Source organism: Herbaspirillum sp. LeCh32-8 (assembly GCF_017814915.1).
Classification (GTDB): Bacteria; Pseudomonadota; Gammaproteobacteria; order Burkholderiales; family Burkholderiaceae_D; genus Herbaspirillum.
This window is the reverse complement of record NZ_JAGIPZ010000013.1, coordinates 33468-47672: the sequence shown is the minus strand read 5'-3', so window position 1 is coordinate 47672 and position 14205 is coordinate 33468. Positions and strand designations below refer to the sequence as shown.

Here is a 14205-nt window from a genome sequence, read left to right as displayed (position 1 = left end):
TTTATTTTTTGGGGATTCAATGAAACCAGTCGCACGCAAGAGCAAGCAACAAGGCTTTACCCTGCTGGAATTGATGGTGACGCTCGCCATCATCGGCATTCTCGCCACCATCGGCGCCTCCCAATATCAGGACTACATCGCGCGTTCACGCGTGGCCGAGGGGCTGAACCTGGCGGCGCCATACAAGCTGGCGGTGGCAGAGCAGGCGCAGGCCAACAACGGGGTATTCACGGACGCACAACTCGGCTTGCCGGCCAAGTTCACGCCGACCGCAGACGTGACTGACATCACGGTGACGCCCATGGCAAACCGTGGCGTCGGCGGCGTGATCACCATCAAGTTCGGTCAGCGCGTGGGCGGCGGCGGAACCCTGACGTTGACGCCGACGATCGGTTCGACTTCCATCCAGTGGCAATGCGCGGCGGCGGACGTGGCTAAGGCGGCCGTGGCCACAGGCGCTGTGGATAATACAGCATTTGTCGCCGGTACTCTGCCGGCCAAGTACGCGCCAGCCAATTGCCGCGGCTGATTGCAGCAGCGCTTTCAGTGCAGCGATTTCAGGTATGAAAAAAAAGCGCCCTTCGGGGCGCTTTTTCGTTGGCGGGGCCATGCAGGCCTATGGTCGCGCCATCGCGATATCGCTCTTGCCGCCGCGCTTCTCGGTCACGCAGATGTCGGTCATCACCATGGTTTTGTCCACTGCCTTGCTCATGTCGTAGACCGTCAGCAGGCCCACCTGCACGGCGGTCAGCGCTTCCATCTCGACGCCGGTCTTGCCGTAGGTTTCCACCCGCGCGGTGCACAGCACGCTGGACTCGGCGGTATTGGTCTCGAACTCGACCGATACGTGCGTCAGTGCCAGCGGGTGGCACAGGGGGATCAGGTCGCCGGTGCGCTTGGCCGCCATGATCGCGGCGATGCGGGCGATGCCCAGCACGTCGCCTTTTTTGGCGCTGCCGGACTCGATGATGGCCAGCGTTTCCGGCTTCATGCGGATCACGCCGCTGGCCACCGCCACGCGGTGCGTTTGCTCTTTGCCGCCGACGTCGACCATGTGGGCCTGGCCGCTCTGGTCAAAATGGGTGAGGCCGCCGTTGGGGGCGTTGTCGTCGCCGGGTGTGTGCATGGTGTGAATCGCAGAAGTGGTGGAGATCAAAATGGCATGTCCGCCATGGAACGCCCATGAGGGAGCGGGTATCATAGCAGGCGAGCCGCAGCCGTGGCCGGACCGATTGTGCGTCCGGACGCCTGCGGCCGGCAGGTCATCCTTTACCGTTTTCGCCCATGCAACGATACGCCACCTCGCCTGATCGTCGTTCACTTCGCCCTGTGCGCCGGGTCCTGGCGCGCGCGCTGACCGCCGCGCTGCTCCTGCTGCCCACGGTGCCGCTGGCGATTGCGCCGGTGGCCGGCGTGGCGCAGAACCTGCCGACGCTGGGCGACACCGAACGCGAGGGCTTGTCGCCGCTGACCGAGCGCAAGCTGGGTGAGCAGATCATGCGCGACATTCGCGGCGACCGCGACTACGTCGACGATGGCCCGGTCTCGGAATACCTCAACAATTTCGGCCTGAATCTGGTGCAGATCCACCCCGAGGTGCGCGGCGAAGCCGGCTTCGACTTCCAGTTCTTCATGGTGCGCGACCCGATGCTCAACGCCTTCGCGCTGCCGGGCGGCTTCATCGGCGTCAACAGCGGCCTGGTCGTGGCGGCGCAGTCGGAGTCCGAACTGGCCGGCGTGCTCTCGCACGAAATCGGTCACGTGGCCCAGCGCCACATCGCGCGCATGCTGGGCCAGCAAAAGCAAAACTCGATGATCCAGCTGGCCGCCATCGTGCTGGGCGCGCTGGCCGGCGTCTCCAAGGCCGGCGGTGACGCCGCCATGGCCACCATGATGGGCGGCACCGGACTGGCCGTGCAGCGCCAGCTCAACTTCAGCCGCGACGCCGAGCGCGAGGCCGACCGCATCGGCCTGCAGATCATGCGCGACGGCGGCTACGATCCATCCGGCATGGTCACCTTCTTCGGTCGCCTGCAAGCCGCCTCGCGCAACTACAGCGACGTGGTGCCGCCGTACCTGATGACCCACCCGCTGACTACCGAGCGTATCGCCGACATCGAGGCGCGTATCCGCGACCAGCGCTACAAGCAGCGGGTGGACAATCCCGAGTTCCAGCTGGTGCGCGCGCGCACCCAGGCATTGCAGAACGATTCGGTGCAGGGCTTGCGCGAATCGGCCGAGAAATTCCAGAACCAGGCCAAGCAGAACACCAAGCTGCAGACCGCGGCCGCCAAGTACGGCCTGGCCTACGTCTACTATCGCCAAAACAAGCTGGAACAGTCCGACGCCATGCTCAAGGAGGCGCAGGAGGCAGCGATGCCGCTGAAGACCGGCATCATGATCACCAGTCTGGAGATCGACATCAAGATCGCCCGCAAGCAGGCGCCGCAGGCACTGCAGCTGGCCGAGGCAATGCGCCAGCAGTTCCCCATTTCACGCGTGGCCGCGCGCCAGTACGCCGAGGCGCTGACCGCCAGCAAGCGTTACGACGAGGCCGTGGCTTACCTGCGCGACCAGGCGCAGTTATACCGCAGCGACGCCCGGATCCAGGGCCTGCTGGCCAAGGCCTACGCGGCGCAGGGCAAGCAGGCCTTGCAGCATCTGGCGCTGGCCGAATCGTATGCGTTGAACGGCAGCCTGCTGTCGGCGATCGAGCAGCTCGGCATCGCGCGCCGCGCACCCGATGCGACCTTCTATGACCAGTCGCAGATCGACGCTCGCGAGCGCGAGTGGAAAGAACGTTGGAAAGACGAGTCCAAGGAAATGAAGGATCGCGGCTGAGCGTCGCGATCCTGTTGCCGACTCCTGGCGATATGTTTGGCGTTACGCCTGGCGCGGCGTGGCGGTGAAATTGAATTGCTGCGCCAGATGATCCGAGCGGATGCGCTGCAGGTCGATAATGTACGTGCCCAGAACGAGGCGGGCGGTTACGCTATCGTCGCCTTCCAGCCAGCGCAACAATGCCTCTTCGTTCTCGTCGCTGTCGTCATCCACCTGCAGATGCGGCAGCAGCTGCGCCATGTCGCGGTCGTCCACGCCGCCTGATTTTTCCCCGTCCCTGATGTAGAGCCGGCCGTGTTCATCGAGCCAGGCGGCATCGATCTGCCCGACCGTCTCCCCGGTGTGGAATACCAGCTGCGGCGCGCCGGCGGGGCCGGGTTGCGTGCGCACGATGTAGGGCGTCAGCTCCAGGTCGACATAGACGCGCTGCGGGCCGTTCTGGAAGTGCCAGCGGCCCTGTTCGTCACCGGCATAATTGCGTTCGATGAAAGCCAGCAGGGCAGGGTGACTGATGCGCTCGCCCGGCAAATTCAGGTGCTGCGCGCGTTCGTCGCGCATGCGCCAGCCGCCGCGTGCATCCAGCCGCAGCCAGCCGAAGCAATGCGGCACATTGGGCCACTTGGTCATGGCCTGGCGGACGATTTCATCCATGGGCGAGTTCTTTCTGCGCGGCGAAGGCGGTGTCGGATTTCCCTTCCAGGAAGTGCAGCAGGCGCGCTGGCAGCCATGCCAGGCTGCCCGGCGGACCGCCGGCGGCGAAGCCGACGTGGCCGCCCTGTTCGGGATATTCCAGCACCACCTCGGGCGCCGCGGTGCGCGGCAGGTGACGCGCCGGCAGGAAGGGATCGTTCTGCGCGTTCAGCACCAGCGTGGGCACCGTGATGTCGTGCAGGATGTGCCTGGCGCTGGCGCGATCCCAGTAGTCGTCGGTGTCGCGGTAACCGTGCAGCGGTGCGGTGACGATGTTGTCGAAGGCGTACAGGTCGCGCGCGCCGAGCAGCGCCTCGCGATCGAACAGGCCGGGAAACTGATCCAGCTTCAGCAGGCATTTGGGACGCATGGTACGTAGGAACACCCAGGTGTAGAGGCGGTTGAAGCCGCGCGCCAGCGCAGCGCCGCCGCCGGCCAGGTCGAGCGGCGCCGAGACCGCGCAGGCGGCGTCAACGATCTCCGCCTGGTGCTGCGACTCGCCCAGCCAGCGCAGCAGCGCGTTGGCGCCCAGCGAGACGCCGGTGGCGTACAGGTGGGTGGCGGCCAGGTCTTGTTGGCGTTGTTTCAAGCGGCGCAGGATCCAATCAACTTCTTGTGCATCGCCCGAATGGTAGAAGCGCGGCGCCAGATTGATCTCACCCGAGCAGCCGCGAAAGTGCGGCACCGCGCCGTGCCAGCCGCGGCGCTGCACTTCGGCCATCAGCGCGCGGCAGTAGTGGCTGTCGGACGAGCCTTCCAGCCCGTGGAACAGCACCACCAGCGGCCGGCCGGGTTTGCCGTCGACGAAGTCGATGTCGATGAAGTCGCCATCCGGCGCTTCCCAGCGCTCGCGCCGGTAGGTGACGGGCGGCTTGGCGATGAAGGTGGACGGGTAGATGGTCTGCAGATGTCCGCCGGGAAGCCAGCGGGGTGGGATGTAAAGCATCTTGCTAGCCTTGCTTGTGCTTGCGGGTATGGTGCGGCGCTTCTGTCTTCAGTGCAGCATGGCGCCGCTGGAGATCGGTTCGGCCGGCGCTGCGCCAGGCGCCACCGAGGCATGGTGCATCACCATGCGCCAGCCCAGCGCGGTTTTCAGATAGACGTTGGTGGCGATGACGTGCACGTCCGGCTGCTGCTGCTGGCCGCCGTGGTCGATTTCTTCGACCACGCTGTGCACCGCCGTCATCATGTTCTGCGTGGCGTGCAACTGGCGCGGCTGGATATGCAGGCCGCCGTTGCTGAGGATGTCTTCCCACACCGAACGGATCTCGGCATGGCCCACCAGGCGTTGCGCGCCGGGATGGATGCAGACGATTTCCTCGTCCTCCGCCCACAGATCCATCAATGCTTCCAGGTCGGCGCGGGCGAGGGCGTCGTAATAGGCCGATTCGATTTCGTCGGGGGAACCATGGATCAGTTTGGCGCGAGGCATGGGAAGCTCCGGATCAGATGAAAAGAGGGCCATCGGCCCTCTTGGTGTGCTTAGTGGCCCTTGACCACGGTGCCCGGCTTGAGCTGGTACTGGGTGCCGCAGTACGGGCACTTGGCGGCGCCGTGGTCGTCCAGCTCCAGGAACACGCGCGGGTGCGAGCTCCAGCTGGTCATGTTGGGGTTGGGGCAGTGGGCCGGCAGGTCTTTGCCTTCGAGTTGGACGACTGCCTGGGATGCTTGAGCCTGGCTCATGTTGTTCTCCGTAGGTGGTGCTGGTTGAGCGTTGAAACGATGTTGCGGTAATGAAGAGGTTCGGTCCTGCTTACACCAGCGTGAGCCAGTGCTTGTACTGCGGTGCGCGGCCGGAGACGATATCGAAGAACAGCGTCTGCAGCTTCTCGGTGATCGGGCCGCGCGCGCCGTTGCCGATGGTGCGGCGGTCGAGCTCGCGGATCGGCGTGATCTCGGCGGCGGTGCCGGTGAAGAAGGCTTCATCGGCGCAATACATCTCGTCGCGGGTAATGCGCTTTTCGACGACTTCGATGCCCAGGTCGCGCGCCATGGTCAGCACGGCGTCGCGGGTGATGCCGTCCAGGCAGGAGGCCAGGTCAGGGGTGTACACCTTGCCGTTCTTGACGATGAAGACGTTCTCGCCCGAGCCTTCCGAGACGTAGCCGTCGGTGTCCAGCAGCAGGGCTTCGTCGTAGCCGTCGGCCAGCGCTTCCTGGTTGGCCAGGATGGAGTTGATGTAGTAGCCGCAGGCCTTGGCGCGCACCAGCGAGACGTTGACGTGGTGGCGCGAGAACGACGACGTCTTCACGCTGATGCCCTTGTTGATGCCGTCTTCCCCGAGATAGGCGCCCCACGGCCAGGCGGCGATCGCCACGTGGATCTTGTTGCCCTTGGCGGACACGCCCAGTTTCTCCGAGCCGATCCACACCAGCGGACGGAGGTAGCATGACTCCAGCTTGTTCTCACGCACTACCTGGCGCTGCGCCTCGTAGATGGTCTGCTGGTCGAACGGCATGTCCATCTGGAAGATCTTGGCCGAGTTGAACAGGCGCTGGGTGTGCTCCTTCAGGCGGAAGATCGCCGTGCCCTCGGGCGTCTTGTAGGCGCGCACGCCTTCGAACACGCCCATGCCGTAATGCAGGGTATGGGTGAGCACGTGGACGGTGGCGTCGCGCCAGTCGATCAGCTCGCCGTCCTTCCAGATTTTGCCGTCGCGGTCTGCCATGGACATGATGGATCTCCCCGGAATGAATCGATAACGGTCACCAGAGCGTTATCGGTACGAAAGAGCTCCATTTTAGCGGATTCAAGCGAGCAAAAACTTTCATCTGTAGAATGTTCGGCCTGGGTAACAATGCCGACAGGCAAGCGCGCATTCCTTGCGAAAAAGCCGCGCATACCCGATCCAACCAAGCGCAAAGCGACACAACAATGCAGACGGAGACAGGCGACGCCGGGCCACGGGACGACCGTAGCGCGTCCGAGGCGCGCCGTATCGAGAAGGATGCCTTTCAGGAAGGCTGGCGGGACAGCGCATCGACCATCCCGGCGGTGTTTGCCTGGGGCGTCGTGTCGGGCATGGCCATGGTCAAGTCCGGCATGAGCATCATGCAGTCGCTGGGCATGAGCCTGCTGGTCTACGCCGGCTCGGCCCAGTTCGCGGCGCTGCCGCTGCTGGCGGTGGGGGCGCCGCTGCTGGTGGTGTTCTTCACGGCGATGATCGTCAACCTGCGCTTCGTCATCTTTTCCGCAGCTGTGGCGCCTCATTTTGAGCATCTGCCCTGGTATCGCCGCGCGTGGTACGGTTTCTTCAACGGCGATATCTCGATGGCGTTCTTCCCGCGCCGCTTTCCGCCGCATACCTTCGGCCAACCGGCAGGCAAGATCGGCTACTTCGCCGCCATCTGCTATCCGGGCTGGCTCAGCTGGCAGCTCGGCGCCACCGTCGGCATCCTGCTGGCGAGCCAGATTCCCGAGAGTTGGAACATCGGCTTCGCCGGCACCCTGGCGCTGATCGCCATCATGATTCCCATGACCAACAATATTGCCGCGCTGGCCGGCGTCATCGTTTCAGGCACGGTGTCGGTGTTGGCGCTGCATTTCCCTTATCGATTGGGTTTGCTGGCGGCCATGGTGCTGGGCATGGCCGCGGCGCTGCTGGTGGACCGATTCCTGCCGGCCGCCGACAAGGATGAAGGGGCGACGGCATGAGCGAATGGTATGTGTGGGCGGCGATCGCCCTGATGACCTTGTCGACCCTGATCACCCGCAGTGGGTTCTTTCTCTTCGGCCATGCGGTCAAGCTGCCGCCGCGCTTGAAACACGCCCTTGGCTACGCGCCGGCGGCGGCGATGGCGGCCATTGTCATCCCCGACCTGGTGGCGGTTGAGGGCATGATCGACGTCAGCCTGGCCAATCCCAAGCTGCTTGCCGGCATTGGCGGCGCTATTTTCTTTGCTGCGACGCGTCATCTTTTGGGAACTATTGTGGCGGGAATGGCACTCTTTACAGTGCTGAGATTGATGCTTTGACGCAGCGATCCGACGCCTTGTCTTTTTATTAATAAAAACAAGGCTGAACCGGCCCCGGCTACCACGTCCGTCGTACCGACCTTTGCCCCGCAGCCCCCCAAAAACCCGTCAGGGAGAGGTCAGGCTGGAGTAAAATACGACGTTTTTCGCCCCCATTTTCGAATTCGGACCCATGAAATTCAATCGACTGAGCGACCTGATTTCTGCCAAGCAATTGCAAGGAAAACGCGTATTCATCCGTGCTGATCTGAACGTGCCGCAGGATGATGCCGGCAACATCACCGAAGATACGCGCATCCGCGCCTCGGTGCCGGCGATTCGCGATGCCCAGCAGGCAGGCGCTGCGGTGATGGTCACCTCCCACCTGGGTCGCCCGGTGGAAGGAGAATTCAAGCCGGAAGACTCGCTGGCGCCGGTCGCCAAGCGCCTCTCCGAGCTGCTCGGTTTCGAGGTCAAGCTGGTGTCCAACTGGGTCGACGGCGTGGATGTCGCGCCGGGCCAGGTGGTGCTGCTGGAAAATTGCCGCCTGAACAAGGGCGAAAAGAAGAATAGCGACGAGCTGGCGCAAAAGATCGCCAAACTGTGCGACGTCTACGTGAACGACGCCTTCGGCACCGCGCACCGCGCCGAAGCTACCACCCACGGCGTGGCCAAGTTCGCGCCGGTGGCCTGTGCCGGTCCGCTGCTGGCTGCTGAACTGGACGCACTGGGCCAGGCCCTGAACCAGCCGGCGCGTCCGCTGGTGGCCATCGTGGCCGGCTCCAAGGTCTCGACCAAGCTGACCATCCTGAAGACGCTGGCCGAAAAGGTGGACAACCTGATCGTCGGCGGCGGTATCGCCAACACCTTCATGCTGGCGGCCGGCCTGAAGATCGGCAAGTCGCTGGCCGAGCCGGACCTGGTGGAAGATGCCAAGGCCATCATCGACATGATGGCCAAGCGCGGCGCTTCGGTGCCGATCCCGACGGACGTGGTGGTGGGCAAGGAGTTCTCGCCGACCGCGGCCGCGACCGTCAAGCGCGCGCAGGACGTGGCTGACGACGACATGATCTTCGACATCGGCCCTGAGACCTCCTCCCAGCTGGCCGAGCAGCTCGACCGCGCCGGCACCATCGTCTGGAACGGCCCGGTGGGCGTGTTCGAGTTCGACCAGTTCGGCCGCGGCACCGAAACCCTGGCGCGCGCCATCGCCGCCTCCAAGGGCTTCTCGATTGCCGGCGGCGGCGACACCCTGGCCGCGATCGCCAAGTACAACATCGCCGACAAGGTCGGCTATATCTCGACCGGCGGCGGCGCCTTCCTGGAGTTCCTGGAAGGCAAGACCCTGCCGGCCGTCGACATCCTGCTGCAACGCGCGCAGTAAGCAGTACCGAATTACAGGATGCGCCGGAGACGCGCATCCAGGGGCGGGAAGCCATCCGCCAAGCCCCGGTTCCTGAACCGGAGTCTGGCGGGCTTCTTCATCAAGTCGAAAAGAAAATAGAAAGTCCTCATGTCCAGAGCCACAAAGATCGTTGCCACCATCGGCCCCGCGTCCAGCGACCGCGACACCCTGACCCGCATGATTCGCGCGGGCGTGAACGTGGTGCGCCTGAATTTCTCGCATGGCAAGCCGCAGGATCACATCGACCGCGCAACGCTGGTGCGCGACGTGGCCGACGAGTGCGGCACCAAGGTTGCGATCATGGCCGACCTGCAAGGTCCGAAGATCCGCGTGGGCAAGTTCGAAAACGGCAAGGTGATGCTGGCCAACGGCGACAAGTTCATCCTCGACGCCGATTGCCAGATGGGCAACCAGGAACGCGTGGGCCTGGACTACAAGGCGTTGCCGCGTGACCTGAAGGGCAACGACGTGCTGTTGTTGAACGACGGCCTGATCGTGCTGAAGGTGGAGAAGGTGCTGGGTAATGAGATCCACACCGTGGTCAAGATCGGTGGCGAGCTGTCCAACAACAAGGGCATCAACCGCCAGGGCGGCGGCTTGTCGGCGCCGGCGTTGACCGCCAAGGACATGGACGACATCAAGACCGCGATGAGCTTCCAGGCCGACTACATCGCCGTGTCCTTCCCCAAGAACGCGACCGACATGGAAATGGCGCGCCAGCTCTCCAACGTGGCCGGCGAGCCGTTCGGCCACAAGCCGATGATGATCGCCAAGATCGAACGCGCCGAAGCGATCCCGCTGCTGCAGGAGATCCTCGACGCCTCCGACGGCATCATGGTGGCACGCGGCGACCTGGCCGTGGAAGTGGGCAACGCGGCCGTGCCGGGCCTGCAAAAGCGCATGATCAGGATGGCGCGCGCGTCCAACAAGCTGACCATCACCGCGACCCAGATGATGGAGTCAATGATCGTCAACGCCGTGCCGACCCGCGCGGAAGTCTCCGACGTCGCCAACGCCGTGCTGGACGGCACCGACGCCGTGATGACCTCGGCCGAGACCGCCTCCGGCAAGTATCCGGTGGAAACCGTGGAAGCTATGTCGGCCATCTGCGAGGAAGCCGAGCGTTCGGAAGAAGCCAAGGTCGACGCCGATTTCATCAACCAGCGCTTCACCCGCGTCGACCAGTCGATCGCTTATGGCGCGCTGTTCACTGCGCATCACCTGCGCGTGAAGGCCATCGTGGCGCTGACCGAGTCCGGTTCGACGGCGCTGTGGATGAGCCGTCACAACATCGATATCCCGATTTTCGCCGTAACCCCCAATGTCGGCACGCGCCAGAAGGCCGCGCTGTTCCGCAACGTCACCACGCTGGAACTGGCGCAATGCGCCGACACCGAAACCATGCTCAAGGGCGCGCAGGATCTGCTGCTGGCCAAGGGCGTGGTGCAACGCGGGGATCTCGTCGTCGTCACTTGGGGTGAGCCCATCGGCCAGGTGGGCGGCACCAACGCCCTGAAGATCCTCAAGGTCGGCGAGTACTGATTTTTTATCGTTCTGGAGTTTTCATCATGCCTCTCGTATCCATGCGTCAATTGCTGGACCACGCCGCCGAAAACGGTTACGGCCTGCCGGCATTCAACGTCAACAACCTGGAGCAGGTCACCGCCATCATGCAGGCTGCCGACGAAGTCGGTTCGCCGGTGATCATGCAAGCCTCGGCCGGCGCCCGCAAGTACGCCGGTGAAGCCTTCCTGCGCCACCTGATCTCGGCCGCGGTGGAAGCCTATCCGCACATCCCGGTCGTGATGCACCAGGACCACGGCCAGTCGCCGGCGGTGTGCATGGCGGCGATCAAGTCGGGCTTCAGCTCGGTGATGATGGACGGCTCGCTGGAAGAAGACGGCAAGTCGGTGGCCAGTTACGAATACAACGTCGAAGTCTCGCGCAAGGTGGTGGAGTTCTCGCACGCCATCGGCGTGACCGTGGAAGCCGAACTGGGCGTGCTCGGTTCGCTGGAAACCATGAAGGGCGACAAGGAAGACGGCCACGGCGCCGAAGGCACCATGACCCGTGAGCAGCTGCTCACCGACGTCAACCAGGCGGCCGACTTCGTCAAGCAGACCCAGTGCGACGCGCTGGCCATCGCCATCGGCACCTCGCACGGCGCCTACAAATTCTCGCGCAAGCCCACCGGCGACATCCTGGCGATCGACCGCATCAAGGAAATCCACGCCCGCATCCCCAACACCCACCTGGTGATGCACGGCTCCTCCTCCGTGCCGCAGGAACTGCTGGCCGAGATCCGCGAATTCGGCGGCGACATGAAGGAAACCTACGGCGTGCCGGTCGAAGAGATCCAGGAAGGCATCAAGCACGGTGTGCGCAAGATCAACATCGACACCGACATCCGCCTGGCGATGACCGGCGCGATCCGCCGCTACTTGTTCGAGAACCCGTCCAAGTTCGACCCGCGCGATTACCTGAAGCCTGCCCGCGAAGCCGCCAAGCTGGTGTGCAAGGCGCGCTTCCTGTCGTTCGGTTGCGAAGGCCAGGCCGGCAAGATCAAGGCCCTGCCGCTGGAAAAGATCGCAGAGAAGTACAAGAAGGGCGAGCTGGCGCAAATCGTCCAGTAAGCCGTAGCACAAGCACTACGTACCAACCAACCGGGATCCGTTTAAGGCGGTCCCGGTTTTTGACTTTACGGAAGACCACCATGAGCAGTCTGTACAAATCCTCGATCACCTCCCTGCCGCTGCTGGGCACCGGCAAGGTCCGCGAAAACTACGCCGTCGGCGACGACAAGTTGCTGATCGTGACGACCGACCGCCTGTCGGCCTTCGACGTCGTCATGAACGAGCCGATCCCCGGCAAGGGCAAGGTCTTGAACCAGATGAGCGACTTCTGGTTCGAGAAGCTGGGCCACATCGTGCCCAACCACCTGACCGGCGTGGATCCGGAGTCGGTGGTGACACCGGCCGAAGTGGAGCAGGTGCGCGGACGCGCCGTGGTGGCCAAGCGCTTGAAGCCGATCCTGGTGGAAGCGGTGGTGCGCGGCTACATCATCGGCTCGGGCTGGAAGGACTACCAGGCCACCGGTGCGATCTGCGGCATCAAGCTGCCCGCCGGCCTGCAGCAGGCCTCCAAGCTGGAGCAGCCGATCTTCACGCCGGCCGCCAAGGCCGACCTGGGCGAGCACGACGAGAACATTAGCTTCGAGGAAACCGTGCAGCGTATCGGCGCCGAGCTGGCCAACAAGATCCGCGACACCGCGATCGCGCTGTACACCGCGGCTGCCGACTACGCCGCCACCCGCGGCATCATCATCGCCGACACCAAGTTCGAGTTCGGCCTGGACGACAACGGCGTGCTGCACCTGATGGACGAAGTGCTGACTGCAGACTCGTCGCGCTTCTGGCCGGCCGACAGCTACCAGGTCGGCATCTCGCCGCCGTCGTTCGACAAGCAGTTCGTGCGCGACTACCTGGAAACCGTGGACGGCTGGGAAAAGACCCCGCCGGCGCCGCCGCTGCCGGACGACGTGATCGAGAAAACCGGCGCCAAGTACCGCGAAGCGCTGGAACGCCTGACCGGCAACAAGCTGAAGGACTGAGCCATGAGCAACGCCATCAAGCCGCTGGTCGGCGTCATCATGGGCTCGTCCTCGGACTGGGACGTGATGCAGAACGCCGTGTCCATCCTGAATGACTTCGGCGTCCCCTTCGAGGCGCAGGTGATTTCCGCACACCGCATGCCTGACCAGATGTTCGACTACGCCGAGACCGCGCGCGAGCGTGGCTTGCGCGCGATCATTGCCGGCGCCGGCGGCGCCGCCCACCTGCCGGGCATGGTGGCGGCCAAGACCATCGTGCCGGTGCTGGGTGTGCCGGTGCCGTCCAAGTACCTGCGCGGCGAAGATTCGCTGCTGTCCATCGTGCAGATGCCCAAGGGCATTCCGGTGGCCACCTATGCCATCGGCGAGGCCGGCGCCGCCAACGCGGCGCTGTCGGCCATCGCTATCCTGGCGACCACCGACGATGCGCTGGCCGTCAAGCTCGACGCATTCCGCAAGACCCAGACGCAAGTCGCTCTCGATATGAAGTTGCCTGTATGACCCAGCAGTCCGTGAAGAAACAGCCTTTCGCCATTCCCTCGACCACGCCTGCCACCTGGCTGGGCGTGATGGGCGGCGGCCAGCTCGGCCGCATGTTCGCCCACGCCGCGCAAAGCATGGGCTTCAAGGTCGCCGTGCTGGAAGCGGATGCCGACTGCCCTGCCGGGCAGGTGGCCGATCGCCTGCTGGCCGCGCCGTATGACGACGCCAAGGCGCTGGCGGAACTGGGCGCGCTGTGCGCTGCGGTGACCACCGAGTTCGAGAACGTGTCGGCGCAAAGCCTGGCCGCGTTGGCCGGCCAGACCTTCGTGGCGCCGGCCGCCTCGGGCGTGTCGATCGCGCAGGACCGCACGGCCGAGAAGGCCTTCTTCACCGAATGCGGGACGCGTTCCGGCGTGCTGCCGGCGCCGCACCGTGTGATCCAGACCGAAGCCGACATCGCCGCCATCGGCGACGATCTGCTGCCTGGCATCCTGAAGACCGCCCGCATGGGTTACGACGGCAAGGGACAAGTCCGCGTGCGCACGCAGGATGAAGTGCGCGCCGCCTTCAAGGACATGAAGGGCGTGACCTGCGTGCTGGAAAAGATGCTGCCGCTGGCCTACGAGGTCTCGGTGCTGGTGGCGCGCGGCGACGACGGTCAGGCCGTGGTCTACCCGATCGCAGAGAACGTGCATCGCGACGGCATCCTGTTCACCACTACCGTGCCCGGTCCCAACATTAAGCCCGAAGCCGCCGAGCGCGCGCAACAGGCGGCGCTGCAGATCATTGGCGCGATGCAGTACGTGGGCGTGCTGTGCATTGAATTCTTCGTGCTGCAGGACGGTTCGCTGGTAGTCAACGAAATGGCGCCGCGTCCGCACAACAGCGGCCACTACACCATCGACGCCTGCGTCGCCAGCCAGTTCGAGCAGCAGGCGCGCGCCATGGCCCGCCTGCCGCTGGGAGACGCACGCCAGCATTCGCCGGCAGTGATGTTGAACATCCTGGGCGACGTCTGGTACGACGGCGAGACTGTGCGCGAACCGGCGTGGGAAAAAGTGCTGGCGCTGCCCGGCGCGCACCTGCACCTGTACGGCAAGGCCGAGGCGCGTCGCGGCCGCAAGATGGGCCACGTGACCTTCACCGGCGCCACCATCGACGATGCGCAACAGCAGCTGGCTTCCGCCTGCGCCATCCTCGGCATCGCAGTTTGATTTTGGATT

General features: G+C 64.4%; 16 protein-coding genes. 10 read left to right on the top strand and 6 right to left on the bottom strand.

Going from position 1 to position 14205, the window contains the following annotated elements; genetic code table 11:
* Nucleotides 1-19 precede the first annotated feature (19 nt).
* Nucleotides 20-529 carry a pilin gene (locus tag J8I26_RS19375; RefSeq protein ID WP_209608748.1) on the top strand — a complete coding sequence of 170 codons (510 nt, stop codon included), beginning with the start codon at nt 20-22 and terminating at the stop codon, nt 527-529.
* Nucleotides 530-616: 87 nt separating this feature from the next.
* Here J8I26_RS19375 and moaC read toward each other — a convergent pair whose 3' ends face one another.
* On the bottom strand, nt 617-1126 hold the full coding sequence (gene moaC, locus J8I26_RS19370) for a cyclic pyranopterin monophosphate synthase MoaC (RefSeq protein WP_209608747.1): 510 nt from the start codon (nt 1124-1126) through the stop codon (nt 617-619).
* Between the two features lie 158 nt (nt 1127-1284).
* Here moaC and J8I26_RS19365 point away from each other — a divergent pair, with 158 nt between their 5' ends.
* Nucleotides 1285-2841, top strand: a complete 1557-nt coding sequence (locus J8I26_RS19365) for a M48 family metalloprotease (protein ID WP_209608746.1) — start codon at nt 1285-1287, stop codon at nt 2839-2841.
* Nucleotides 2842-2883: 42 nt separating this feature from the next.
* On the opposite strand, the gene J8I26_RS19360 is transcribed toward J8I26_RS19365, so the two are convergent.
* The 5 genes from J8I26_RS19360 to J8I26_RS19340 form a co-directional block, all read right to left on the bottom strand.
* Nucleotides 2884-3492, bottom strand: coding sequence for a DUF2946 family protein (locus J8I26_RS19360; protein ID WP_209608745.1), 609 nt, complete (start codon nt 3490-3492; stop codon nt 2884-2886).
* Nucleotides 3485-4477, bottom strand: a complete 993-nt coding sequence (locus J8I26_RS19355) for an alpha/beta fold hydrolase (protein ID WP_209608744.1) — start codon at nt 4475-4477, stop codon at nt 3485-3487. The genes J8I26_RS19360 and J8I26_RS19355 overlap by 8 nt, the downstream gene beginning before the upstream one ends.
* Before the next feature lie 48 nt (nt 4478-4525).
* Entirely contained in the window at nt 4526-4963 is a 438-nt protein-coding gene (locus J8I26_RS19350) for a nuclear transport factor 2 family protein (RefSeq protein ID WP_209608743.1), read from the bottom strand.
* A 50-nt stretch (nt 4964-5013) separates the two neighbouring features.
* Entirely contained in the window at nt 5014-5214 is a 201-nt protein-coding gene (locus J8I26_RS19345) for a zinc-finger domain-containing protein (RefSeq protein ID WP_141914392.1), read from the bottom strand.
* Nucleotides 5215-5284: 70 nt separating this feature from the next.
* Entirely contained in the window at nt 5285-6205 is a 921-nt protein-coding gene (locus J8I26_RS19340; protein WP_209608742.1) for a branched-chain amino acid transaminase, read from the bottom strand.
* Between the two features lie 200 nt (nt 6206-6405).
* Here J8I26_RS19340 and J8I26_RS19335 point away from each other — a divergent pair, with 200 nt between their 5' ends.
* The 8 genes from J8I26_RS19335 to J8I26_RS19300 all read left to right on the top strand — a co-directional run bounded on the left by J8I26_RS19335 (nt 6406) and on the right by J8I26_RS19300 (nt 14196).
* Complete coding sequence (locus tag J8I26_RS19335) at nt 6406-7185, top strand: AzlC family ABC transporter permease (RefSeq protein WP_209608741.1); 780 nt, start codon at nt 6406-6408, stop codon at nt 7183-7185.
* The gene (locus J8I26_RS19330) at nt 7182-7505 is read left to right on the top strand and encodes an AzlD domain-containing protein (RefSeq protein WP_209608740.1); all 324 of its coding nucleotides are present in this window, start codon (nt 7182-7184) and stop codon (nt 7503-7505) included. Before J8I26_RS19335 ends, J8I26_RS19330 begins: the two co-directional genes overlap by 4 nt.
* Nucleotides 7506-7677: 172 nt before the next feature.
* Entirely contained in the window at nt 7678-8868 is a 1191-nt protein-coding gene (locus J8I26_RS19325; protein WP_209608739.1) for a phosphoglycerate kinase, read from the top strand.
* A gap of 129 nt (nt 8869-8997) precedes the next feature.
* The gene (gene pyk, locus J8I26_RS19320) at nt 8998-10431 is read left to right on the top strand and encodes a pyruvate kinase (protein ID WP_209608738.1); all 1434 of its coding nucleotides are present in this window, start codon (nt 8998-9000) and stop codon (nt 10429-10431) included.
* 26 nt (nt 10432-10457) lie between these two features.
* The gene (gene fba / locus J8I26_RS19315) at nt 10458-11522 is read left to right on the top strand and encodes a class II fructose-bisphosphate aldolase (RefSeq protein ID WP_209608737.1); all 1065 of its coding nucleotides are present in this window, start codon (nt 10458-10460) and stop codon (nt 11520-11522) included.
* A gap of 80 nt (nt 11523-11602) precedes the next feature.
* Nucleotides 11603-12499, top strand: coding sequence for a phosphoribosylaminoimidazolesuccinocarboxamide synthase (locus tag J8I26_RS19310; protein WP_209608736.1), 897 nt, complete (start codon nt 11603-11605; stop codon nt 12497-12499).
* Nucleotides 12500-12502: 3 nt separating this feature from the next.
* Nucleotides 12503-13000, top strand: a complete 498-nt coding sequence (gene purE, locus J8I26_RS19305) for a 5-(carboxyamino)imidazole ribonucleotide mutase (RefSeq protein WP_209608735.1) — start codon at nt 12503-12505, stop codon at nt 12998-13000.
* The gene (locus tag J8I26_RS19300) at nt 12997-14196 is read left to right on the top strand and encodes a 5-(carboxyamino)imidazole ribonucleotide synthase (RefSeq protein WP_209608734.1); all 1200 of its coding nucleotides are present in this window, start codon (nt 12997-12999) and stop codon (nt 14194-14196) included. Before purE ends, J8I26_RS19300 begins: the two co-directional genes overlap by 4 nt.
* Nucleotides 14197-14205 lie beyond the last annotated feature (9 nt).

Excerpts from the sequence above, each read along its gene's own strand:
- J8I26_RS19375 (WP_209608748.1), top strand. The coding sequence starts at position 20 with ATGAAACCAGTCGCACGCAAGAGCAAGCAACAAGGCTTTACCCTGCTG.
- moaC (WP_209608747.1), bottom strand. The coding sequence starts at position 1,126 with ATGCACACACCCGGCGACGACAACGCCCCCAACGGCGGCCTCACCCAT.
- J8I26_RS19365 (WP_209608746.1), top strand. The coding sequence starts at position 1,285 with ATGCAACGATACGCCACCTCGCCTGATCGTCGTTCACTTCGCCCTGTG.
- J8I26_RS19360 (WP_209608745.1), bottom strand. The coding sequence starts at position 3,492 with ATGGATGAAATCGTCCGCCAGGCCATGACCAAGTGGCCCAATGTGCCG.
- J8I26_RS19355 (WP_209608744.1), bottom strand. The coding sequence starts at position 4,477 with ATGCTTTACATCCCACCCCGCTGGCTTCCCGGCGGACATCTGCAGACC.
- J8I26_RS19350 (WP_209608743.1), bottom strand. The coding sequence starts at position 4,963 with ATGCCTCGCGCCAAACTGATCCATGGTTCCCCCGACGAAATCGAATCG.
- J8I26_RS19345 (WP_141914392.1), bottom strand. The coding sequence starts at position 5,214 with ATGAGCCAGGCTCAAGCATCCCAGGCAGTCGTCCAACTCGAAGGCAAA.
- J8I26_RS19340 (WP_209608742.1), bottom strand. The coding sequence starts at position 6,205 with ATGTCCATGGCAGACCGCGACGGCAAAATCTGGAAGGACGGCGAGCTG.
- J8I26_RS19335 (WP_209608741.1), top strand. The coding sequence starts at position 6,406 with ATGCAGACGGAGACAGGCGACGCCGGGCCACGGGACGACCGTAGCGCG.
- J8I26_RS19330 (WP_209608740.1), top strand. The coding sequence starts at position 7,182 with ATGAGCGAATGGTATGTGTGGGCGGCGATCGCCCTGATGACCTTGTCG.
- J8I26_RS19325 (WP_209608739.1), top strand. The coding sequence starts at position 7,678 with ATGAAATTCAATCGACTGAGCGACCTGATTTCTGCCAAGCAATTGCAA.
- pyk (WP_209608738.1), top strand. The coding sequence starts at position 8,998 with ATGTCCAGAGCCACAAAGATCGTTGCCACCATCGGCCCCGCGTCCAGC.
- fba (WP_209608737.1), top strand. The coding sequence starts at position 10,458 with ATGCCTCTCGTATCCATGCGTCAATTGCTGGACCACGCCGCCGAAAAC.
- J8I26_RS19310 (WP_209608736.1), top strand. The coding sequence starts at position 11,603 with ATGAGCAGTCTGTACAAATCCTCGATCACCTCCCTGCCGCTGCTGGGC.
- purE (WP_209608735.1), top strand. The coding sequence starts at position 12,503 with ATGAGCAACGCCATCAAGCCGCTGGTCGGCGTCATCATGGGCTCGTCC.
- J8I26_RS19300 (WP_209608734.1), top strand. The coding sequence starts at position 12,997 with ATGACCCAGCAGTCCGTGAAGAAACAGCCTTTCGCCATTCCCTCGACC.